20 protein-coding genes are annotated in these 21,952 nt (G+C 38.9%); 10 read left to right on the plus strand and 10 right to left on the minus strand.

Annotated elements, in window-relative coordinates; all coding sequences use genetic code 11:
• Positions 1–135: 135 nt before the first annotated feature.
• The 5 genes from BLT94_RS03080 to BLT94_RS03100 all read right to left on the minus strand — a co-directional run bounded on the left by BLT94_RS03080 (position 136) and on the right by BLT94_RS03100 (position 7,534).
• On the minus strand, positions 136–1,593 hold the full coding sequence (locus tag BLT94_RS03080) for a sigma-54-dependent transcriptional regulator (RefSeq protein ID WP_245742926.1): 1,458 nt from the start codon (positions 1,591–1,593) through the stop codon (positions 136–138).
• The gene (locus tag BLT94_RS03085) at positions 1,527–4,076 is read right to left on the minus strand and encodes a tetratricopeptide repeat protein (protein ID WP_092230306.1); all 2,550 of its coding nucleotides are present in this window, start codon (positions 4,074–4,076) and stop codon (positions 1,527–1,529) included. Before BLT94_RS03085 ends, BLT94_RS03080 begins: the two co-directional genes overlap by 67 nt.
• 248 nt (positions 4,077–4,324) lie before the next feature.
• A complete protein-coding gene (locus BLT94_RS03090; RefSeq protein ID WP_245742928.1) occupies positions 4,325–5,356 on the minus strand; it encodes a sigma-54 interaction domain-containing protein in 1,032 nt (343 codons plus the stop codon).
• 29 nt (positions 5,357–5,385) lie between these two features.
• Positions 5,386–5,739, minus strand: a complete 354-nt coding sequence (locus tag BLT94_RS03095; RefSeq protein WP_269764184.1) for a response regulator — start codon at positions 5,737–5,739, stop codon at positions 5,386–5,388.
• A gap of 262 nt (positions 5,740–6,001) precedes the next feature.
• Entirely contained in the window at positions 6,002–7,534 is a 1,533-nt protein-coding gene (locus BLT94_RS03100) for an HD domain-containing phosphohydrolase (RefSeq protein ID WP_092230311.1), read from the minus strand.
• Between the two features lie 240 nt (positions 7,535–7,774).
• Between BLT94_RS03100 and BLT94_RS03105 the strand changes: the two genes are divergently transcribed.
• The 3 genes from BLT94_RS03105 to cutA all read left to right on the plus strand — a co-directional run bounded on the left by BLT94_RS03105 (position 7,775) and on the right by cutA (position 9,954).
• Positions 7,775–8,236, plus strand: coding sequence for an Lrp/AsnC family transcriptional regulator (locus BLT94_RS03105; protein WP_014958940.1), 462 nt, complete (start codon positions 7,775–7,777; stop codon positions 8,234–8,236).
• A gap of 14 nt (positions 8,237–8,250) precedes the next feature.
• Positions 8,251–9,549, plus strand: a complete 1,299-nt coding sequence (gene lysA / locus BLT94_RS03110; protein WP_092230313.1) for a diaminopimelate decarboxylase — start codon at positions 8,251–8,253, stop codon at positions 9,547–9,549.
• 90 nt (positions 9,550–9,639) lie between these two features.
• Positions 9,640–9,954 (plus strand): divalent-cation tolerance protein CutA, encoded by a 315-nt coding sequence (gene cutA / locus BLT94_RS03115; protein ID WP_014958942.1) that lies wholly within the window; start codon positions 9,640–9,642, stop codon positions 9,952–9,954.
• A gap of 67 nt (positions 9,955–10,021) precedes the next feature.
• Here the strand turns inward: cutA and BLT94_RS03120 are convergent, their stop codons facing one another.
• Positions 10,022–10,504 (minus strand): flavodoxin family protein, encoded by a 483-nt coding sequence (locus BLT94_RS03120; protein WP_014958943.1) that lies wholly within the window; start codon positions 10,502–10,504, stop codon positions 10,022–10,024.
• Positions 10,505–10,897: 393 nt separating this feature from the next.
• Here BLT94_RS03120 and BLT94_RS03125 point away from each other — a divergent pair, with 393 nt between their 5' ends.
• Complete coding sequence (locus tag BLT94_RS03125) at positions 10,898–12,769, plus strand: GNAT family N-acetyltransferase (RefSeq protein ID WP_092230315.1); 1,872 nt, start codon at positions 10,898–10,900, stop codon at positions 12,767–12,769.
• A gap of 9 nt (positions 12,770–12,778) precedes the next feature.
• Here the strand turns inward: BLT94_RS03125 and BLT94_RS03130 are convergent, their stop codons facing one another.
• Entirely contained in the window at positions 12,779–14,539 is a 1,761-nt protein-coding gene (locus BLT94_RS03130) for an acyl-CoA synthetase (RefSeq protein ID WP_092230317.1), read from the minus strand.
• Positions 14,540–14,709: 170 nt separating this feature from the next.
• Here BLT94_RS03130 and BLT94_RS03135 point away from each other — a divergent pair, with 170 nt between their 5' ends.
• Together BLT94_RS03135 and BLT94_RS03140 are read left to right on the plus strand one after the other, a co-directional pair.
• Positions 14,710–15,672 (plus strand): tRNA dihydrouridine synthase, encoded by a 963-nt coding sequence (locus BLT94_RS03135; RefSeq protein WP_092230319.1) that lies wholly within the window; start codon positions 14,710–14,712, stop codon positions 15,670–15,672.
• An 86-nt stretch (positions 15,673–15,758) separates the two neighbouring features.
• Positions 15,759–16,043: an HU family DNA-binding protein gene (locus tag BLT94_RS03140; protein WP_092230321.1), complete on the plus strand. Its 285-nt coding sequence runs from the start codon at positions 15,759–15,761 to the stop codon at positions 16,041–16,043.
• 37 nt (positions 16,044–16,080) lie between these two features.
• Here the strand turns inward: BLT94_RS03140 and BLT94_RS03145 are convergent, their stop codons facing one another.
• Positions 16,081–17,496: an MFS transporter gene (locus BLT94_RS03145; protein WP_092230323.1), complete on the minus strand. Its 1,416-nt coding sequence runs from the start codon at positions 17,494–17,496 to the stop codon at positions 16,081–16,083.
• An 84-nt stretch (positions 17,497–17,580) separates the two neighbouring features.
• Between BLT94_RS03145 and BLT94_RS03150 the strand changes: the two genes are divergently transcribed.
• From BLT94_RS03150 to dusB, 3 genes are read left to right on the plus strand one after another with little or no spacing between them, the layout of a single operon-like run.
• Entirely contained in the window at positions 17,581–17,979 is a 399-nt protein-coding gene (locus BLT94_RS03150; protein ID WP_092230325.1) for a hypothetical protein, read from the plus strand.
• Positions 17,976–18,923, plus strand: coding sequence for a DUF1848 domain-containing protein (locus BLT94_RS03155; protein WP_092230327.1), 948 nt, complete (start codon positions 17,976–17,978; stop codon positions 18,921–18,923). The genes BLT94_RS03150 and BLT94_RS03155 overlap by 4 nt, the downstream gene beginning before the upstream one ends.
• Positions 18,920–19,945, plus strand: a complete 1,026-nt coding sequence (dusB, locus tag BLT94_RS03160) for a tRNA dihydrouridine synthase DusB (RefSeq protein WP_175530255.1) — start codon at positions 18,920–18,922, stop codon at positions 19,943–19,945. The genes BLT94_RS03155 and dusB overlap by 4 nt, the downstream gene beginning before the upstream one ends.
• 5 nt (positions 19,946–19,950) lie before the next feature.
• On the opposite strand, the gene queF is transcribed toward dusB, so the two are convergent.
• On the minus strand, positions 19,951–20,355 hold the full coding sequence (gene queF, locus BLT94_RS03165) for a preQ(1) synthase (RefSeq protein ID WP_092231098.1): 405 nt from the start codon (positions 20,353–20,355) through the stop codon (positions 19,951–19,953).
• Positions 20,356–20,821: 466 nt separating this feature from the next.
• Here queF and BLT94_RS03170 point away from each other — a divergent pair, with 466 nt between their 5' ends.
• The gene (locus BLT94_RS03170) at positions 20,822–21,583 is read left to right on the plus strand and encodes a hypothetical protein (RefSeq protein ID WP_092230329.1); all 762 of its coding nucleotides are present in this window, start codon (positions 20,822–20,824) and stop codon (positions 21,581–21,583) included.
• A 55-nt stretch (positions 21,584–21,638) separates the two neighbouring features.
• Here BLT94_RS03170 and BLT94_RS03175 read toward each other — a convergent pair whose 3' ends face one another.
• Positions 21,639–21,932, minus strand: coding sequence for an HNH endonuclease (locus BLT94_RS03175; protein WP_092230331.1), 294 nt, complete (start codon positions 21,930–21,932; stop codon positions 21,639–21,641).
• Positions 21,933–21,952 lie beyond the last annotated feature (20 nt).

The raw sequence follows: 21,952 nt of genomic DNA on the forward strand, positions 1-21,952 counted from the left end.
AAATTACCATACACAAACAAATATCTGACTTATAACTTAAATTATCATGATGTGTCATTAAGCAATATCCAAGATTCAAATGCAATTTATATGCCTGCACATGGGGATAGATTTCAAACCTATCCCATCACCCCCTTAATTATTTTCTTTATACTCGTTAAGTTTATTTCGAAGAGTCCTGACACTGATGCCCAGAATTTTTGCAGCATGGGTTCTATTACCGTCTGTTTGATCCAGGGTCGTATAAATCATTTTCTGTTCCATTTCTTTTAATGAAACAGACTGTGTTTCGCAGTCCTGATCCACAAATGAGTCCGGGGCAGACATTCCACCCGTGGATTCGATCCCGTCGATCATAAGATCCTCAGGCTCTATCAGATCAGAATCTGCAAGAAGAACCGCTCTATGAATAATATTTTCAAGTTCCCGCACATTTCCTGAGAAAGGATGGTCATTCAGGAGTGATACAGCCTGTTTTGTCATTCCTTTGACATCACGACCGTCAATTTTACAATATTTTTGAACGAAAAATTCGCATAATATTCCAAGATCCCCTCTGCGGTTTCTCAAGGGAGGGATGACCAGGGGAATGGTATTTAATCTATAAAAAAGATCTTCTCTGAACTCACCGTTTTCCACGGCTTTTTTTGCATCCCGATTTGTTGTGGCAATCAGCCGGACATCCACATCAACAGGTTCGATTCCACCCACTCTGTCCACGACTTTTTCCTGAAGAACCCTTAACAATTTTGCCTGAAGGTGAAATTGCATCTCAGTGATTTCATCCAGAAACAAGGTGCCTTTATGCGCCAATTCAAATTTACCTGTTTTTCTTGATATCGCACCTGTAAACGCCCCTTTTTCATGGCCGAAAAGTTCACTTTCCAGAAGATTTTCCGGCAAAGCAGCACAATTTATTGCAACAAAAGGCTGATCCCGCCTGTCACTTTGTTCATGGATAAATTTTGCAAACAACTCTTTCCCAGTACCACTCTCGCCCTGAATGAATACGGAAGCACTTGAATTTGCAACCCGTGCTGCAAGAGCAAGCAGCTTTTGTATTTCTTTGTCTCTTGCAATGATTTTAACCTTTTTCCCGGATGACAATGACGCCCGTTTAGGATTTTTTTTTTGTTTCAATACCGCTAACGCTCTTTTGGCGCTCAGTTCAAGCTGTTCCATTTCAACCGGCTTGACCAGATAATCCAGAGCACCAAGTTTCATCAACTGGACGGCATGTTCAACAACAGGCTCTGAGGCAAGCAGAATCGTCTGGCATGAAATATGGGCTTCATCAACTTTTTTCAGAAATTCAACAGCAAAAAAACCGGGAGTTGCTACATCTGCAATCACCATGTCTGTTTTCTTTTCAATCACACAAGAAACTGCATCCGATCCATTAGGGGCCGCATCCACAAAATAACCAAGATCCTCGAAAAATCGGACATATTCCATTCTTTCCTTAGGATTTTCAAGTATGATAAAAATTCTATGTCCCGGCATATTTTTCTTGTTTCCCCGGCCGCCTAAGAGTTTTGAAGCATTTGTGCCAACTCCAGCGTATTCAGTCTCTGCTGTGAAAGTTTTGCCCATACAGAATCATATGATGTGACCACCTGCTTGAAAGCCGCTTTGGCTTTTGGGATAATATTTCCCTTTTGATATGCATCTCCAAGCAAAAATCCAAGCGTTGCCCGTTCCCGGTCATTTTCTGAAAAGCTTAATGCTTTCAGATAAGCATCTGCGGATTTTATATATTTTTTAAGCGAACGATATGTCCCGCCCAATTGTTTATAGGCATGGGTTAAAACCTCATAATTTTCACCAGATGCCAAAGCAAGCTCTTTGACGGCTTTCTCACGAAGATTTGAAGTAATGTCCATATCCCCTTTTTTTTCATATACGTTTGAATGCAACATCAAAATTTTACCCTTATCAAGGTGAGTTTTTGAAATTTTGCATGCTTCATTAAAACTGGCTGAAGACAATTTATATTTTTCTTTTGCAAGATAAATATCTCCTGCCCGCAAAAGCGCTTCCACCCGATGCGTATCTTCCGAAAACCGCTTTGAAAAAGCATCAAACAATTTAATAGCATCATCATCCCTGCCGGACTCATCCATGGCAACCCCCAGCCCGAAAAGAAGTTCCGGTGATCTTGAAGATCTTTTATATTGTTTGTATGCATTAATCAAATGATTAAATGATTCTTCATATAATTTTGCCTGAAGATATGCAAGCCCAACGCTTAACGCAATTTTTTTACTTCCCATTTTATCAATTTTTGTATGTTCAAGCTCGTATCTGTTCAACACCTTTGTATACTCATCTGATTTTAATTGTTTTTCAAACAATTCTTCATAGGCTTTTTGCATCAGCTTAACCGCTTCATACCGCAAGCCTCTGGGATGCGTGGATAACAAATCTTCTATTTCAGTAATGCATTTGTTGTATTCACCATTTGCCTGATAAATTTCTGCCAGACGCATCATTGAGATTCTGGCAAATTTATTTTCAGGAAATTTATTTTTGATCATCGTATATATATCAATTTTTTCCTGATCTTCTTTCAGATACCGTGCAATCCCTATGGAACTTGCAATATACCCTTGGGAATCAGGAAATTTTTCCCTGACCAGCTCATACACTCTAATGGCCTTTTCATGATTGTTCTCCATACCATAGGTATCACCTATTTTACTCAAAACAAGATCCCGGTCTTCAATTTCAGGAAACAAATTCAATACACGAGTCAGTGTTTGCCTTGCAGTTTTGATCCTGCCAACCTCAAAATCAGCATTCCCGATATGAAGCAACAGTTCATGGGAAGCATACACTTTTCCGGGATTTGATTGAACAACATAATTTAAAACCTTTAATGCATCCAGATATTGCCTCTTCTTGAAAAGAGCTTTTCCATATCCGATACCGGCATCAGGTATATAACTATTTTCCATGGTATCCTCAAAAACCTTTTTATAATAGGTCAATGCTTTATCCTCATACCCTTTCTGGTCATATATGTCTGCCAGATTATACAAAATTTCAGCAAGTCCTGAATACTCGGGATAGCCTTGTTTAACGATATTAAAATAACCTTCGGCAACTGAAATGTTATTTATTTTTTTTTGAATCATTCCAATGGAAGCATACCCGTATGGAACCAATGAAGAATCAGGATAAGAGACCAAAGCATCCTGAAAAAATCTTTGTGCCTTGACCAGTTGGTTAAAATCACCCTTTTTCACACCAAGATAAAATGCATATGCCTTTAAAAAAGATACCTGTTCAAGACAGGTAAAATTTTCCTGGGAAACATATTGATCCAGAACATCTGAGGCCTCCTCATATAAATTCTTTTTTAAAAGAAGAAGACAATTGGCGATCTGTTTTGAATCGCATCCCATCTTTTCAATAAAATGGACAAGGTCACTTATCTCACCGTTATACTTGCCTTTCTCTCTTTTGGATGGAACATGGACAGACCCGGTCAAAATTTTTGCAGGCTTTTTTAATAAGGGTTTAGCGACATCCTTTAATGTTCCTGGCAATGAAGAGGATTGAATGTTTTCTTTTGCTTTTTCTTTTTGAGACAATTGTTGTTTCAGGGCCACAGCAGATTTTACAGCAGATTTTTTTACAACTTTTTTTTGTCTTCCTTGATAATTATCTTTTTTTTCAAGGTTAATAAAGAAACTCAAATCAGATATATTAAATCCTGATTTAATATATCCATAAGGATGGTAGCCGGTTAAAATAACAGCCATAACATTGCCTTGCAAATTTTCTATGGCAATATCCTTGATTGCAGACCGACCGTTTCCTTTTATTTTGAATCCTTTTTCCAACTTCACATTTTTAAATGCAACCAGAATCTCTTTTTTTTCAACCTGAATAAGTTTAACCGGGACTTTCTGCGTCACAAAAATTTTCACAGACAAAGGATTGTCTTGTATTTGTATTTTCTTAATCATTGCCTGTTTGGCCAATACAGCATACGGCAAAAAAAGCAACACAAGGATGAATATAGCCAAGACCTGCAAAATTTTTAACAATTTATAGATTGATTTGCTCATAATCTTTACTCTACCTTATGAATTCATATCATCTCAAGATATTCTCTCATGCAACCATCTCAAGAAACCACCTCAAAACTGGAAAAGCAATAATCATGCCATTTTTCAAACACCCACACGCATCATAGCAAATGAAATCAAAATATTAAACAAAGACTCATGTTATACTGATTTTACAAAAAGGCTGGTATTAAATTCAGATGGCTGTAAGGCCATGGAAATGTCAAAAAACTGACATAGGACTATAATCAAAAAAATGGTGTCACACGTTCTTGATCAATATTCATCTTTTTTATTCTTTCCACAAGAGTGGTTCTGTTCATTTTCAGAAGATCTGCAGCCCTTGCTTTTACCCAGCCGGTTTCATTCAAAGCATGCAGTATCAAAGACCTTTGATACTGATCCACAGCTTCATTAAATCCGATCCCGTTATTAAGAACAGATTCTACGGGAACTGATGTGTTGTCAGACGAGGCATTGGCAATATATTCCGGCAAATCATGAAGCTCAATATTTTGAGCCTCAACAAGAACGGATATTCTTTCAATTAGATTTTCAAGTTCCCGGATATTTCCGGGCCAATCATAGCGAAGCAATGCCTGCTGGGCACTTTGAGAAAATGTTTTCATCTGATAACCATTGACCCTTTTGATCAGATTGTTTTGAAAATGATCTGCAAGTGATAGAATGTCCTCTTTTCGTTCACGCAATGGAAGAATCTGTATGGGAATAACGTTCAGGCGGTAAAAAAGGTCTTCTCTGAAGAATCCGTCTGCAATTGCAGCAGGCAAATCTTTATGTGTTGCTGAAATCACCCTGATGTCCACTTGGATGGTAGCTGTCCCCCCCACGCGCTCAAAGCGTCTTTCCTGAATGGCCCTTAACAATTTGACCTGCAGGTCAGGACTCATATCGCCGATTTCATCCAGAAAAATAGTTCCCTGATCTGCAATTTCAAACCGTCCGACCCTTGAACGATGGGCACCTGTGAAAGCCCCTTTTTCATGTCCGAACAGTTCACTTTCAAGCAGTTCGCCCGGAATGGCACCGCAATTGATCACGACCATGGGGCCATCGCGCCTTGAACTGTTTTTATGAATGGCTTTTGCTATCAATTCTTTTCCCGTACCGCTTTCCCCTGTAATCAGTACGGAAGAATCTGATTTAGACACCTTTCTTGCCGTATCAAGGACTTTTATCAGCCCTTTGCTTACACCGGCTATTCCTAACCGGTCAAATTCCTTTTTTTCAAATTCCCGGCGCAGGTTATTCTCAGGCATACTTTTTGATCCGGACATGGGGACAATTATCATTTTAAAATCTTTTTAAGCTTGTCGGAAATAGCTTCAGCTGTGAAAGGTTTAACAACATAATTTGAAACACCTGCCTGAACCGCTTCAATAACATTTTGCTTTTGAGCTTCAGCCGTAACCATTAGAAAAGGAGTTTTCTTATGCCTATCGCTTGCACGAACTTTCTTCAAAAGTTCAAGTCCGGTCATTTTAGGCATATTCCAATCTGATATAATCAAAGCAATACTCTGCTCTTCCAGCATATCCCAGGCAGTTGTACCATCATCAGCTTCAACAAGATTCTTAAATCCAAGCTGTTTTAAAATATTTTTAAGAATACGTCGCATGGTAGCAAAATCGTCAACAATCAAAATTTTGATGGATGTATCCATTGCCAGATTTTCCTCCTATATAGATTAAAAACCTCTTTTCCATCTTTCAAAGCACACTTCAAATGATTTTTTCCATGAATTTCAACAAGATCCGGATTGTTTTTACATATCTTGTTCTGGAATACTTACGGTTTTCATTATTACTATTAAAGACTGCCATAGCAGATTTACTCCATGCTTTTTCTTTTCATGCAGTTAATTTTAAAGCAAGGTAGCACATTTTAATACAACGCTCAAGCCATTAAAAATCATCCGGAAATTCCTGATTTGCAACTTTTAGAAACGCCTCAACAACAATTGGATCAAACTGAGTTCCAGAGTTCTCTTTGATAATATCAAGGACTTTACTTTTTTTCATTTTTTTTCTATACGCCCTGTCAGAAGCCATGGCATCAAATGAATCAGCAACACATAAAATTCTTGCAAGCTTAGGAATTTGTTCTCCTTTTAAACCATCGGGATAGCCTTTTCCGTCAAATCGCTCATGGTGATGCCGAATAATCTTCATTTCCCGATCCCAAAGTCCCAGCTTACTTATAATATCCGCACCAATCACAGGATGTTCCTTGATTTTTTCGTATTCATCATCTGTCAGCCTGCCCGGTTTTAAAAGGATGTCATCCCTGATACCTATTTTTCCGATATCGTGAAGACTGCCGGCAAAACTTATAATATCAAGTTCTTCTTCATTACATTGCATTTCTACGGCAATCATATGTGCATATTTTGCCACTCTTGTCGAATGTTTTCTCGTATACAGATCCCTTACTTCAAGAGCTGTTACAAATGCGTACAATGTTGAAAAAAGGTTATCATAAATATTTTCATACAGGGCAATATTTTCAATAGCAGCCGCTGCCTTCCTGGTAATAAAACTCATATAATAGATATCTTTTTCATTAAAAAACTTATCTGCCCGGAATGAAAAGGCACTGGCAATACCAAATATTTTGTCCCGAATTTTCAGCGGGGCCAGCATTAATGAATGAACCACATCGTCCAGCCGCTCATTTTTTCCCACTTCTGAAATAAGGCATGGGGTGTGATCCGTGCTTAAAAAATCAAGAATAAATTCATGGGCATTTGTTGAAAAATCGCTTCCAAATAATGAACACACTGTTTCATCTTTAATACCACAATCCGAACTTGCAACAAGTGCAAGAGATTTCTCCTGCTCCGAATATAGATGAAAAAAAACTTTATCCGCTTTTAATTCTTCCACCCCTAAATCAACAACTTTATTAAATATACCATAACTTGAATCTGTTGAAGAAAAGTCCTCCATCACCCGGTTCAATGTATTAACTTCGTCAATTCTTTCAAGCAGTTCATGATTTAGTTTTTTTAACCGTTCCTGCCGTTCCACCTCTTCTTTTAAAATTAAATTTTCGACAAACAGTTCGCGTTCCCGCAAGATTCTTTTGAGGGTTAACTCCATTTGCTCAAGGTTCATCGGCTTAATCAGATAATCAACAACACCATTTTTCAATGTCTGTATGGAATTCTCCAATGACGGGCACCCCGTCATTACAACTACAGGAAGAGTACTCTCGTGAGCCCTGATCTTTTCAGCCAACTCCAGTCCATCCATCATCGGCATATTAATATCTGTAAAGACACATCCTATTTTTACCCTGTTCAAAACTTCAAGGGCTTCAATCCCATTGCAGGCAGTATAAACATCGTAACCCTTTCTCTGGAAATATCCTTCGGTTACCTCAAGAATACCTTCCTCGTCATCAACAATTAGAATTTTGATTGGGTCGTCTCTCATCTTTATTACTATCAACCTTATTTTGCATAAATAATATAAATTATAATATCGGCCAAATGTATCTGAAACATTTTATTTTATCAACAAAAATCAAAATCCAACACCCTTTCAAGCCCAAAAAAAGAATATAATTCGCCACAACACATCTATTTAACATACATATTCTTGACAAATGCATACAAAGAGAATATTATGCTTAAAATAATTAATTATTGAAAATAAACTGGAAAAATTGAAACAATGGACAACACAGACCTTCAAATCCTGAAAATTTTACAGAAAAAAGCCAGGATTCCCAATGTGGAAGTTGCCAGAAAAATTGGAATGGCACCATCTGCGGTTTTGGAACGGATCAAGAAGTTAGAAGCCCAGGGCGTGATTGAAGGCTATGAAGTTCGTCTTAACCCTGACATGTTTAATTGCTCCATGATTGCATTTATCCAAATCAAGACAGCAAGTCCGGGACAACTCATTGAAACAGGAGAAAAGCTTTCAAAAATAGAGCAAATCCAGGAGGTACACTACCTGGCCGGACAGGATTGCCTGATGATTAAGGTGCGCGTGTCCGACAATACCGAGCTTGAAACCATTTTAAGAAAAAAAATTTCACATTTAGATGTTGTTAAAGCCACTAAAACGTTTATTGCACTTTCAACTTACAAGGAAAGTGCCAAAATATTGTTACCTGAAACACTCGAATAAGGAATAGTTTTATCATGCCAATGTCAAACTCATATCAACAAAGACTTGCCGGCATTCTACCACAAATTGTAGATACATTTGGAACCCCTTTCCATATTTATGATGAAAAAGGAATCAAAGAAACCTGCAACAACCTGAACACAGCCTTTGAAAAAATTAACGGGTTCAAGGAATTTTTTGCAGTCAAAGCTCTGCCCAACCCGTCAATCATGAAAATCATGAAAGAAATGGGATTTGGATTTGACTGCAGTTCCATACCGGAAATTCAATTGTCCAGGCAGATCGGCAGCTTTAAAGACGATATCATGTTCACCTCGAACAACACCAGCAACATCCAGTTTGAAACAGCCCTGGAAAATGGCGGGTGTATTCTGAATCTGGATGACATTTCCTTGATTTCGAAATTAACGAACATTCCCGATCTTATCTGTTTTAGATACAATCCCGGTCCTTTGCGAAAAGGAAATAAAATCATTGGAAATCCAGTAGAAGCAAAATACGGCGTAAGCCATGATCAGATCATGGATGCCTACCACCGCTCAATTCAGCTCGGAATAAAACGGTTCGGCATTCACACCATGCTGGCATCCAATGAACTCAACTACGAATATATGGTCGAAACCACCCGAATGCTGCTGGACATGATCAAACAGATCAGTGAGAAACTCAATATAACATTTGAATTCATCAATATTGGCGGGGGCTTGGGCATTCCTTATACACCTGATGCAAAACCATTTGACCTTGATGCCATGGCCAGTGAAATCACCCTTATTTTTAAAGAATTTAAAAACATCAATGGATGGGCACCCAAACTCTACATGGAAAGCGGCCGATACATCACAGGCCCCCATGGTGCCCTGGTCACATCCGTGATTAACCATAAAAATATTTACAGAAAATATGTGGGAGTGGATGCGTCCATGTCAGCCCTCATGAGACCGGGCATGTATGAAGCCTACCACCACATCCACATTCACGGCAAAGAAGATTCAACCACACTGGAAACAGTTGATGTGGTCGGTGCGTTATGCGAAAACATAGATAAATTTGCCGTTCAACGAGACCTGCCGGCTACGGTTGAAGGCGACATACTGGTTATCCACGACACCGGGGCACACGGACATGCCATGGGGTTCAACTATAACGGCCATTTAAGGCCCAAAGAATTGCTGTTAAAAGAAGATTCAAGTGTTGAACTGATCAGAAGAGCTGAAACCATGGAGGATTATTTTTCAACACTGACTTTTGAACCCAAGGCAGTCACTTTTACTAACAGCCATGGCATATTGAGCAGCCACAACAAAAAATAAAAGAGTTATGATATCAACCGTTATACATTCTTTCGTATCAAAACTCTGAATTTACACTTAAATCTTTATTTAAAAAAGCATAAAAAAATTATGGAATACTGCATTGTCCTGACAACCTGTCCCAATAACAACGAGGCAAAAACACTTGCTTCAAAACTAATCAAAGAAAAACTGGCCGCCTGTGTCCAGCTAAGTTCCATCACAAGTTACTATACCTGGAAAGGAGACATGCATAATGAAACCGAGATCAGACTGATTATCAAAACAAGATCCCGGCTTTATGAAACTATTGAACAATTCATTCAAAAAAATCATAGTTATGACGTGCCTCAAATTGTTCAAATTCCCATTAATGACGGGTCAGACGAATACCTTGACTGGATAGATGAAAACACAACTGATTAGTTAGTGCCTGACCGAAAAAATTTTCAGTTTTCCGGTCAGGCAATAGTTATGAATTTGACAGCATGCACTAATCCGACAGCTTCAGTGCCAGCTGTGCAACTCTTGCCCCTAATTTTTTAGCATTTTCTTTGATTTCATCATCCGGAGTGCCTACACAGGCAACGCCATAATGACCGGTGGCAGACAAAGGATCACCCGTTATAACCATGCCATATATCAAGAATGCCTGAATAATTGACATCATGGTGGTTTCCTTGCCGCCGCTTGGGTCGCCTGATGTGGTGAATGCAGCCCCCACCTTTCCTTCCATTTTTCTGCGGGTGCTGACAAAATTATCAAATACAGCCTTGAGTTGCGCAGCCATGTTACCAAAATAGACCGGCGACCCGGCAATGATCCCGCCAGCTTCAATAAAATCCTCTTTTGTTACCTCATCCGTACTTTTTAATACACCCTGAACCGCCTCGACACTATTAACACCCTCAACAATTTCCCGGGCAAGCTTTTTGGTATTGCCTCCCTTTGAATAATAAAGAACAAGAACTTTCATATACCCTCCTGTTTAAGCCAATTTATATGAAAGTCTTCAAAAAATCCAAACCGTGACTTTCATGTTTTGTTATGGGCACACCAAAAAGCGATGACAGGTCTGCCCGTGGCAGTTATTAGATGCTCAAACCATACCATTTGATGATATCTTTTGACAAGCCTGCAGATGAACCGACAGATGATGAAATCTATAATTTTCAAGCAACTCATACCGAACAAAAAAAAATCAATCAATCGTTTTTATTATAGATATCGTGACCCTTAAGGACGGGGTTTCTACGTCGTACTAAAAATTAAAAACAAATCTCTTGTTTTTCCTGTACTTTAATTAAAATTTATTTAATAATTAGCCAATTTAATGAATTATCTTTTTATCCGCAGCAGGAGAAATTGAATGAATCTTAGGGAAACATGCCCGGAAAAAGTACTGAGTGCAGAAGACAGTGTCAAAAAAATTAAAAACGGCTCAAGGGTATTTATCGGCACCGGGTGTGGAGAACCGCAACGATTAATCAAAGCAATGATTGAAGATCTGTCCATACAGGATATTGTCATTTATCAGATGCTTTCTTCCACTCTGTCAAAATATGTCAATGATGACAATTTTCTTTCAAGATTCTCCATCAAACTATTTTTTATTTCCGCATTAATGCGGCAATCCGCATTTGAGGGAAAAATCGACTATATCCCGGTCTATCTGTCACAAATCCCTGAAATTTTTGAAAACCACGAAATAGGCCTTGATGTTGCCCTGATACAGGTCAGCCCGCCGGACCATCATGGATATTGCAGCCTGGGTATTTCAGTTGACATCACCCTTTCCGGAATGAAAAATGCAGATATTGTCATTGCCCAGGTCAATCCTGAGATGCCCAGAACATGGGGAGACAGTATTGTCCACATTGATGAAATCAATTATCTGGTCGAACATACAGAGCCCATACTTGAATCCCTTCCCGGAATCAAAAACCAGGAAGTCATTGAAAGAATTGGCCATTACGTCAATATACTGGTGGATGACGGTGCCACACTTCAAATTGGATTCGGCCACCTGCCGGATGCCGTGGTTTCATATCTTTCAGACAAAAAAGATCTGGGTATCCACACTCAGGTTATCACCAACGGACTTTTACCGCTGTTTAAAAAAAAGGTCATCACCAACAAAAGAAAATCTCTTCTCCCGTACAAGGTTGTTGCATCGCTTTGTATGGGCTCTAAAGAATTATATGATTATGTTGATAACAATCCAATCTTCTATTTTAAATCTTCGGAATTTGTAAATGATCCCAATGTCATTGCCAAAAACGACAATTTCATTTCCATCAGTTCGGCCCTTGAAGTGGACCTGACAGGTCAGGTCTGTACGGATTCAAAAGGATATCTTTTTTACAGCGGCATTGGTGACCAGGTTGATTTTATAAGAGGTTCAGCCATGTCAAAAGGTGGATTTTCCATTATTATCATTCCATCGACAGCTCAAAATGACAAAATTTCAAGAATCGTCCCCCATTTAAGTGAAGGCGCTGGTGTGGCAACCACCAGGGGAGATATTGATATTATAGTCACAGAGTACGGTATAGCTGAAATGAGACGAAAAAGCATCTATCAACGGGTCATGGAACTTGCCCGGATTGCTCATCCGAAATTCAGAAAAGAACTCATAGAAGAAGCGAAAAAAAGACATTATATATTCCCGGACCAGATTCCCCCGACAACCCAGGATCTTTTGTTTCTGGATCAATACCACTATTCATTGAAACTGACCAATGGCAAAAACATTCTTTTCAGACCGCTTTTGCCGTCTGATGAATTTGAATCCAGGCATTTTTACTATTCTTTGCAGGATGACTCTATTTATTACCGTTTTTTTAACAAAAGAAAAGTATTTTCAAGAGACATGCTTCAAAAACAATGGGCAGATGTTGATTATCGAAGAAACATGACCTTTATCGGGCTGATGCAGTTGGGCAAACGAAAACAGATTGTGGCTATTGGTTCTTATGCGGAAACAGATGAGAATTCGGCAGAAGTGGCATTTCTTGTGAAGGAAAATCTCCATGGAATGGGAATTTGTTCATACCTACTTGAAATTCTGGAAACCATTGCAAAAGAAAACAATTATAAACAATTTATTGCAACGGTTCTGGCGGAAAACCGGAAAATGCTCAAAGTTTTCCAGAAAAAATATCCGTCTGCAAAATTCATAAGAAGCGGCAGCGGAGAAGTGGAAGTTGAAATGTCATTTCAACTTCCTGACGCCTTATGATTTTTTACGTTATTTTTTTTTAGAACTCAGTTCAGGAAAGTCCCAATAAAAATACTCTTTAATTCCTTCATCAACCGAATTGCCGTGTTTGGTAATTTCAATCTGCCGTAATTCAATTCGCCTGATTTTACCACTGATGGTTTTCGGAACTTCAGGAACAAATTCTATCATCCTGGGAATCTTAAATTTTGGCAAAATGGTGACAGTATGTTTAAAAAGTTCCAGCGCCAGTTCCCTGGATGCCTGATAATTTGGATTTAAAATCACATAGGCTTTTACAAGCTGATACCGGTTTGGATCAGGAGAACCTACAACTGCGGCTTCCGATACGGCAGGATGTTCTACAAGGGCACTTTCAACTTCAAATGGTCCAATCCTGTAATCTGAAGATTTAATCACATCATCGGCTCTTCCTACAAACCACCAATACCCGTCCTCATCAAAGGATGCACGGTCCCCGGTATAATAATAATTATCAACAAATACAGAACTCATTTTTTCAGGATTACCGATATATTCTGAAAAAAGTCCGATTGGTCTCCAGTTGTTCAGCTTGACCACAATATGCCCCACCTGGTCCGCCTGAGTGATCTCATTGCCTTCATCATCAGCCAATGCCATATCATACATAAAAAACGGATGGCCAAAAGATCCTGGTCTTATATTCTCTTTCTTCCATGGAGGATTTCCAATCATGGCTGTTGATTCTGTCTGACCATAAATATCTCTGATTTGTGTTTTTGTATATTTTTTCCATTTTTCAATCACATCGGAATTCAAAGGCTCTCCTGCACTGACCGAGTGCCGCAGGCAAGACAGGTCAAAAGAGTCAAGATTCATGTTCACAAAAGTTCTCCATACAGTCGGAGGGGCACAAAAAGTTGTCACTTTATGCCTTGAAACTGCATCAAGATATTGTTCGCCATCCAGAAATGAATATTTAAACCCGATTGTTGTGGCACCGACATTAAAAGGGGCAAAAAAACTTGACCAGCACCACTTTGCCCATCCAGGGGCACTCAGATTGTGATGAATATCATCCGGCCTGACACCAATCATTACAGCGGTTGACAAATGTCCCACAGGATATGATATGGCTGTGTGTCCGACCCGCTTGGGCAGCCCGGTTGTTCCAGAGGTAAAAAAGCAAAAAAGAATATCATCAGATCTTGTCTTTGCTGCTTTGGCATCAAAAGATTCATTTTCAATCACATCAAAGCATGTCCATCCTGCCTTTTGTCCTAAAACCAGTTTAAGTTTGGGTTGGATTTTTATTTCTTCAAGAGCTTTATCAATAAGATCTGCCGACGCTTCATCGGCCACAATCACCTTGGGAGAATAAATTTCAAACCGAAATTCCAACTCTCTTTGAGTCATTGTTGTTGCCGTTGGAACGCTCACTATTCCGGCCTTGATACACCCCAGACAGGCAATCCAGTTCTCAGGCAAGTTAGGCGTCATCATATAGAGGTTATCCCCTTTTTCAACGCCTGATTTATGGAAAAAATTGATCAGCTGATTTGCCTTTTGAGATAGGGTTTCATAAGAATATGTTTTGGTCTCCCTGGTATCAAGATCTGTCCAGATCAAAGCTTTTTTATCTGGATTTTCTTTGACATGAAGATCTTCAAATATGTCTGAGGCCCAATTAAAATATTCAGGGATCTCCATTGCATTTAATTGGATAAATAATTTTTTGGCACACTCTTGAGTGGCCAAGGTGTCTTCCATCATATTTATCCTGATAACCTCTTTAAAAAGCTCTTTCATACCTTTAAAACACTCCTTGCATTCTGTTTTAATGTTATATATAAGCTAAGACCAAAAACACTTGGTTGTATAGTTTATCACAATAATGTTTGTCAAAGTTTTTTTCTGATTTTTACAATATATATACCATATTACACAAAATGAGTCCCCAATTTATGAGTCCTTCGTTTATGAAAAAAGACCATATTGCAATAATACTTGCCCCGCTTCAGGGGTTTACTGATGTGACCTATCGAAATGTATTTTCAGATCATTTTTCAGGCGTGGATGAGGCCGTAGCCCCTTTTATTTCAACCATGGGCCAGATGCGCCTGAAGCCTTCCAGGATCAAGGACGTGGCCCTTGAAAACAATAAAAAGCTGTTTGTGGTCCCTCAGATACTCGGAAATGTTGCCAAAGATTTTATATTCCTTGCAGATCACCTTTATGAAATGGGGCACAAAAAAATAAACTGGAACCTGGGTTGCCCTCATTCAAAAATTGCTAAAAAACAAAGAGGGTCAGGGCTTTTAATGCATCCTGATAAAATTGATGCCTTTCTGGATACCGTGCTGCCCAGAATTTCAAATACACTTTCTGTAAAGATCCGGTTGGGAAGACGATCAAAAGATGAAATATTCAAGCTGTTACCTGTTTTGAATCAATATCCCCTGGATGAAATCATCCTTCACCCCAGAACCGGAATACAGATGTATGAGGGGACATCGGATCATGATGCGTTTGAAAAAGCTCTTTTAAACTGTCAGCTCCCATTAACCTACAATGGTGATATAAAGGATTTAAATTCCTTTTGCACTGTTCAAAAAAGATTCCCCCATCTCAAAAGATTCATGATAGGCCGAGGAATTTTATCCAATCCATTTCTTGCAGAGCAAATAAAAAAAATTGCAGTGGATCAAAATACAATTCAAAGGTTAAAAGATTTTCATGATGCTCTTTTTACCGGCTATCAAAAAATTTTCTCTGGCCCGGGCCATTTAACCGGTCGGATGAAAGGATTCTGGAGCTATCTTGGCCCTTCTTTCAAAAATAGTAAAAAAGAATTTAAAGCCATCTTAAAAGCCGATTCCATTACAAAATATCAGGACAAAGTGGAAATTTTTTTCAAAAAAAATCCCGAATTTATTAAATAACTAGGGGTTTTTACCTATTGAATTATCCTTTGTTTTTTTATAAAAACATATTTTTTAAATTGTTTAAGATAATACGGAGAGAATTAATGAATAAGCTTGAATTGATTGAAATGCTGAAAAATAGATCTTCCCTGACTCTGGATGAAGCAACCAAGGTTGTAAATTTATTCTTTTCTGAAATAGCCCTTGCCCTGCAAAATGGGGAGCGAGTCGAACTGAGAGGATTATGGTCCTTTCATCTAAAAAAATACAAATCCTACACCGGCAGAAATCCGAAAACCGGTAAAATTGTTCAGGTTGCGTCTAAACGCCTTCCTTTTTTCAAATGTGGCAAAGAGTTAAAAGATAGAGTCAATTTCCCGCCTAATTAATCATTATTTATTGATTATTTTCAGCTTGTTGCATTATTTATTCTTTGAGTTCTTTACCCCTGGCAAAGGCCACACCGATCCCAATAATTGAAAGGACAACCCCCATTAACATTGTTCGTTTAAAACTGATCATAAAAAAAGGTTCCATTACAGCCAAATAGTTTTCAAGACTTGACCCATTGGTAAGCGTTGAAAAGGAACTGGAAAAAATCAATCCGGCCAGAGCCACACCAATCACCATCCCAATATTCCTGGCCGTAGCAACCGCCCCGGATGCAATCCCCCGTCTTGATAACGGCACACAACTCATAACAGCAGTATTATTGGGTGACACATAAAGAGCTGTTCCAATTCCGGCAAGAGCAATTCGCCACAAAATTGACACACACTCCATGGTTGGATGCAAATACATCAATGACACCAGGGACAGCATCAAAACACTCATGCCCGTCACGCACAACCTCCTTGATCCAAGCCGGTCATACAACATCCCTGATATGGGGCTGACAAACAAAAGAAACAAAAAAGGAACAATCATTATCATTCCTGTTTTTGATGCTGAAAACCCACAAGGATATGTCAGGTAAAACGGCATCATAAAAATAATCACAAAAAGGGCTGCAAACAGTATGGACGAAGACATTACCGGAAACACAAATAATTTGATCTTCAAAAGTTCCAGATCAAACAATGGATAGTCGGATTTTGCTTCGTTTACCACAAAACCGATACATGTCAGAATACAAAGGCCTGCAAAAAAAAAGGAGGGAATTGAAAGTACCCCCCACCTGGACAACTGGGTCATAAAAACAATCAGGCTGGACAACATCACAATCAATAACAGGCTTCCTGTTTTATCCATGGGTTCCCGGCTTGCTTGAGTATCCTGAGCATCTTTTAAAACAAAGATCCCACCGATGGCTGCCGCAATCCCAATGGGAATATTGATATAAAAAATAAACGGCCAGGAAAGATATTCCAGAATCATCCCACCTGCAACAGGTCCTGTCGTTAGTCCAGCAGCCACCACGGCCCCTATCATCCCAAGGGCTTTTCCCCTTTCATGAACCGGAAACGCATCAACAATAAGTGCAGGAGAACAGGCCATCAACATGGATGCGCCGCCCCCCTGCAGTACCCTTGAAACGATCAGTAACAAAGGAGTTTGAGCCATGCCGCAAAAAAAAGACCCGACCACGAATATGGTAAATCCCATAACATACACAGGTTTTCTGCCTTTAATATCCGAAAGCCTGCCAAAGGTTAAAAGTAATGCGGAAACGGTTACCAGATAAATTAACACCACCCATTGAATGGTTTGAATATCTGTCTGTAAATCCTGCATCATATATGGGAGTGCCACATTAACAATACTGGAATCCAGTGTTGACATGAAAATCGAGGTTGCAACAAGGAAAAAAATCTGCCATTTTTTTTCATACGCAGGTGTCATAAATTTATTCCATTCTTTTGGTTATAAAAAGATTATGTTATATAAGACCAAATAATAAAAAAAATCAAACAGTATGAGGAGACCATGACCACTGTCAATGATGTTGTCTTAATTTATCTTGAAGATGCACCAATTTCTTTTGCAAGGGTTGAAAGCATCCTGCCGGATGCCAAAAAGGACTGGTATCATATCAAATTATTAATGCTCCAGATTCCTTTACAGGTGGTCACATGGATTTTAAAAGATGAGTATATCAATGGCCTGCAATTTCATATGAATGGCAAAAAAATGAAACTGGAAAAGGTTGAAAGCCCTGTTGAAGATTTGCCGTTGTCAAACTCTGAGAATCCTTCTGATCTGAAAACCCCTGAAAAAATAAAATCCGGAAAAATAAAATCTGAAAAGACCGAATCTGAAAAAATCGGGGCAGAAAACAAAAAAGAGGCCAAGATCATTTCCTTTTCAGACTTTAAAAAGTCATGACCCAAAATCCGCATATAATCTTATCAGCATCAAGAAGAACAGATATTCCCGCTTTTTACACAGACTGGTTCATGGACCGTATAAAACTTGGAGTTTTCAAAACAAAAAACCCATATACCAAAACCATTAAAGCTGTTGAAGCATCCAAGGATACCATTCATTCAATTGTTTTCTGGTCAAAAAACTATGATGCCTTTATCAAGGCAAGGGCCGGAGAAAAACTTACCCGACTGGGATTTAACATCTATTTTAATTTTACAATAAATTCCGAATCATCTTTGCTTGAACCTAATATTCCACCTTTAAACAAAAGACTGGAACAATTAAAAGAACTTGTTTGCTTGTTTGGACCTGAAAAAATATCCTGGCGGTTTGATCCTGTTTGTTTTTATAAAACCTCAGACACAGGGAGGGTAAAAAACAATCTTTCTAATTTTCCCGTAATCGCAAAAAAGGCTTCGGAACTGGGAATTCAAAAATGCGTTACCAGCTTTTTTGATCATTATCCCAAAATTAAAAGACGGCTTAAAATTTTATCTAAAATAAATCATCCTTCTGTTTTTTTTACCGACCCGGCCATGGATAAAAAGACACAAGTGATTCATCGAATGGAAAAACTTTTGGCCGGCACTAAGGTAAAGCTGTACTTGTGTTGTGAAAAACAAGTTTTATCAAATTTTGACACACAAACCCCTGACAGACAAAGCGCTGAAATAAAAAGCAGGGTATCGGCGAATTCATGTATTGACGGCAATTTATTAAAAACGATCTTTGGCGGAAATCCCGAATTTAAAAGAGATTACGGCCAACGCTCAAAACAAGGGTGCCGATGCACCAAATCCATTGATGTCGGATTATATGACGACCACCCTTGTTTCCATAATTGCCTTTTTTGTTATGCAAACCCTAAAATTGATACCACACTGAAAACCGCAATCCAATGAAAGCTAACAACCTGAAAATTAAAGATCTGAAAATTCACGGTAAAACTTTTTTGGCACCCCTTGCAGGCATAACCAACCTGCCGTTCCGACTTCTTGTAAAAGAATGCGGCTGTGCAATTGTATGTTCTGAAATGATCAGTGCCAAGGGGATCTTTTACAACTCGGAAAAAACCCTGACCCTGTTATCCTCAAAAAAAGAAGAGATACCCCTGTCGGTTCAATTGTTCGGATCTGATCCAGACTCCATGGCAAGGGCGGCAAAAGTGGTACAGGATCTGGAAATTGCCGCTATCATTGACATTAATTTCGGCTGCAGTGTAAAAAAAGTTGTAAAACAAGGTGCAGGGGTGGCATTGATGAAAGACCCCAAACTAAGTGAAACTATTTTGACTGCCGTACGAAAAGCAACCTGCCTGCCCTTGACCATAAAAATCAGGTCCGGCTGGGATCATTCGGGACACCAGGCATTCAATATTGCACAAATCGCTCAAAATGCAGGAGTAGATGCCATTGCCATGCATCCCAGGACCGCAAGCCAGGGATTCAAAGGCACGGCGAACTGGGACCTGATTAAAGAGCTAAAACAGCGTGTGTCTGTTCCTGTCATTGGCAATGGTGATATTAATTGCGTTGAAGATGCCGTCCGGATGATCGCTCACACAAAATGTGATGCCGTCATGGTTGGACGTGCAGCCATGACAAATCCCTTTATACTTTCCCAGATAGATGATTTTCTTGAGACCGGATCTTATCAAACACCTTCAGAACATGACATATTCAAAATAATGAAACGATTGACACAAATGTATGTGGAATATTTTGGAGAACAGCCTGCCTGCAGAATGCTCAGAGGCAGGCTTTCATGGTTTGTCAAAGGTTTGCCCGGATGTTCTGATTTCAGAAAAAATCTATCCCGGATTGATTCAATGGATCACGCACTGGAACTGATCAAAGAATTTGAAACCAAACTGCTTGAAACCAGACCACCTAAAATCGGACAGTTTGAAACCAGACCGGTATAAGCTTTTTATTCCTTTTCATAAACGGCTGTTGCAATGGAACTGATCCCCCCTCTCGGAGTAAATTCGCCTGTGACCTCCATTCTCAAAGGTGTTAAAACTTGAACCAGGTCATCCAGAATCTTGTTGACCACATGTTCATAAAACATGCCCACGTTTCTGAATTGCAACAGGTAATATTTTAATGATTTAAGCTCCACAATGGTCTGGTCCGGTCTGTATTTTATCGTGATACAACCATTATCCGGCAGGCCTGTCATTGGACAAACCGACGTATACTCCGGCTGTTTTATGATAATATCAATACTTCGCTTGGATTTGTATGCGTATGGAATGGGTTCAAGAAGATCTGCTTTCACAATACTCGGATCTTCAATTTTATAACGTGTCACATAAGCCTTATTTTCGGTCATGTTAATTTTATCCTTACTGTCCATAAAAATTTTTATATAAAACTCCGCCCAACATACTGTAATAATAAGATTTTTAATTTTTGTTGTGGCAAACAAAATCTGCCGTGTGTTCATATGAAAAAACTGTTAACCTGTTGAAATCAAATCTCTTTCATTTTTTGTTGTGACAAGTCAATCTGCCATGGCGTTATTAAAAAGCAAATTTATCACAAAGCAAATAGTGTTTCAAACTAATAAAATAACCAAAAGGAGCATCCTTGTCGTCATTTTGATAATCCCAAAAAAAGCTTGACAAAGGCTTGAAAAAAATAGATAAATGACAAACCGACGTATTATGTAACCGAAATTAAAGAAAATTTCAAAATTTTCTTTAAAATTTTATCAAAGAGTTGAAAAATTCAAGTATATAGTCAAACTTGGTGATGCCATTTTGACGTTTTAATAGTCCGAGGAGGATACAAACCCAATGAACGATTTCCTACAAAGCCTTCGTAATGGCCAAGCTGAAAAACCGCGCACCCCTAAAACGCGCAAAAACTATGATAATTCTTATCATTATACAAGCCAGCCAAGGTTTAATTCACATGGTGGATACCAGAACTCTAGAAATCAACAAATGAAAAGACCCCCCATACAACATCAGCCTGGAAATCAGATTCCAATGGATGAGACTACAACAACATCCATACTGGCAGAGGCCATTGAAAATTTAAGCACTCATTTTGAAACCCTGGCTAAAAATCAAGATTACCTTATAAATGTCCAAGAACGAACTGCAGACATGTTGGAACGACAGGTCATTGCGATTGAACGGATTGTAAATCATCTTAATATCGCCCCAGCACAGGAGACAGAACCTGAACAAGAAAGTACTCCTGAAAGAACATTTGAACACCATTATGTAACCTCTCAGGAACCAAAAATAGAACCTGAACCTGAACTTAATATCGCCGAACCTGTCAAAGCACCTGTTGAAAATATCGAACCTGTAAAACCTGTGATTAGAAAAAGAAAAAAAATCGTAGCAAAAACGGCCCAAGAAACAATTCCAACTGAAAACACACTTCTCAGCCGTGAAGCAATCATGGATATCATCCACAGCATGCGGTCCGAAGGTTCCACATTTGATCAGGTTGCCGGTCGTTTGATTGAGTTGAATCAGCCGACCTTCTCCGGTCGAGGAGAATGGCATGCACAAACCATTCACAGGCTCTGCAATAAAAAATAAAAAATCTTAATTTAAAATAAAAAGCGGGCAAAACAAAACAATGCTTGTCCGCTGTTTATTTCTTCAAAGAGTCCATGTACTCCTTCCATTCAAAAGGAAGAAGCTGCCGTTTTTTTGTATTACAGTCTTTACAGCATGGCACAAGATTAAATTTTTCCGATTTCCCCCCTCGGGATAGAGGAATTATATGATCCATAGTGAGGTCTTTGGGCAAGAAAGCATTATGACAATACTGACAAATCCCTGAAGCGCGTTTGCGCTTCCACCATTGACTGGATCGCAGCTTTCTTGCCTTGTCCCGTTCTTTTTTCAAGAACGCTTCATCTGTAAACGTAAAAAACTGATCCATGGCGTTTTATATAAAAATCC

Source organism: Desulfobacula phenolica, from assembly GCF_900105645.1.
Taxonomy (GTDB): Bacteria; Desulfobacterota; Desulfobacteria; order Desulfobacterales; family Desulfobacteraceae; genus Desulfobacula; species Desulfobacula toluolica.

Bases quoted from the DNA above. Each gene is read 5' to 3' on its own strand.
- BLT94_RS03145 (WP_092230323.1), bottom strand. From the start codon at position 17,496: ATGACACCTGCGTATGAAAAAAAATGGCAGATTTTTTTCCTTGTTGCA.
- BLT94_RS03105 (WP_014958940.1), top strand. From the start codon at position 7,775: ATGGACAACACAGACCTTCAAATCCTGAAAATTTTACAGAAAAAAGCC.
- BLT94_RS03125 (WP_092230315.1), top strand. From the start codon at position 10,898: ATGAATCTTAGGGAAACATGCCCGGAAAAAGTACTGAGTGCAGAAGAC.
- BLT94_RS03170 (WP_092230329.1), top strand. From the start codon at position 20,822: ATGAACGATTTCCTACAAAGCCTTCGTAATGGCCAAGCTGAAAAACCG.
- BLT94_RS03135 (WP_092230319.1), top strand. From the start codon at position 14,710: ATGAAAAAAGACCATATTGCAATAATACTTGCCCCGCTTCAGGGGTTT.
- BLT94_RS03130 (WP_092230317.1), bottom strand. From the start codon at position 14,539: ATGAAAGAGCTTTTTAAAGAGGTTATCAGGATAAATATGATGGAAGAC.
- BLT94_RS03150 (WP_092230325.1), top strand. From the start codon at position 17,581: ATGACCACTGTCAATGATGTTGTCTTAATTTATCTTGAAGATGCACCA.
- BLT94_RS03155 (WP_092230327.1), top strand. From the start codon at position 17,976: ATGACCCAAAATCCGCATATAATCTTATCAGCATCAAGAAGAACAGAT.
- queF (WP_092231098.1), bottom strand. From the start codon at position 20,355: ATGACCGAAAATAAGGCTTATGTGACACGTTATAAAATTGAAGATCCG.
- BLT94_RS03175 (WP_092230331.1), bottom strand. From the start codon at position 21,932: ATGGATCAGTTTTTTACGTTTACAGATGAAGCGTTCTTGAAAAAAGAA.
- dusB (WP_175530255.1), top strand. From the start codon at position 18,920: ATGAAAGCTAACAACCTGAAAATTAAAGATCTGAAAATTCACGGTAAA.
- BLT94_RS03080 (WP_245742926.1), bottom strand. From the start codon at position 1,593: ATGGGCAAAACTTTCACAGCAGAGACTGAATACGCTGGAGTTGGCACA.
- BLT94_RS03085 (WP_092230306.1), bottom strand. From the start codon at position 4,076: ATGAGCAAATCAATCTATAAATTGTTAAAAATTTTGCAGGTCTTGGCT.
- BLT94_RS03100 (WP_092230311.1), bottom strand. From the start codon at position 7,534: ATGAGAGACGACCCAATCAAAATTCTAATTGTTGATGACGAGGAAGGT.
- BLT94_RS03120 (WP_014958943.1), bottom strand. From the start codon at position 10,504: ATGAAAGTTCTTGTTCTTTATTATTCAAAGGGAGGCAATACCAAAAAG.
- lysA (WP_092230313.1), top strand. From the start codon at position 8,251: ATGCCAATGTCAAACTCATATCAACAAAGACTTGCCGGCATTCTACCA.
- BLT94_RS03140 (WP_092230321.1), top strand. From the start codon at position 15,759: ATGAATAAGCTTGAATTGATTGAAATGCTGAAAAATAGATCTTCCCTG.
- BLT94_RS03090 (WP_245742928.1), bottom strand. From the start codon at position 5,356: ATGCCTGAGAATAACCTGCGCCGGGAATTTGAAAAAAAGGAATTTGAC.
- cutA (WP_014958942.1), top strand. From the start codon at position 9,640: ATGGAATACTGCATTGTCCTGACAACCTGTCCCAATAACAACGAGGCA.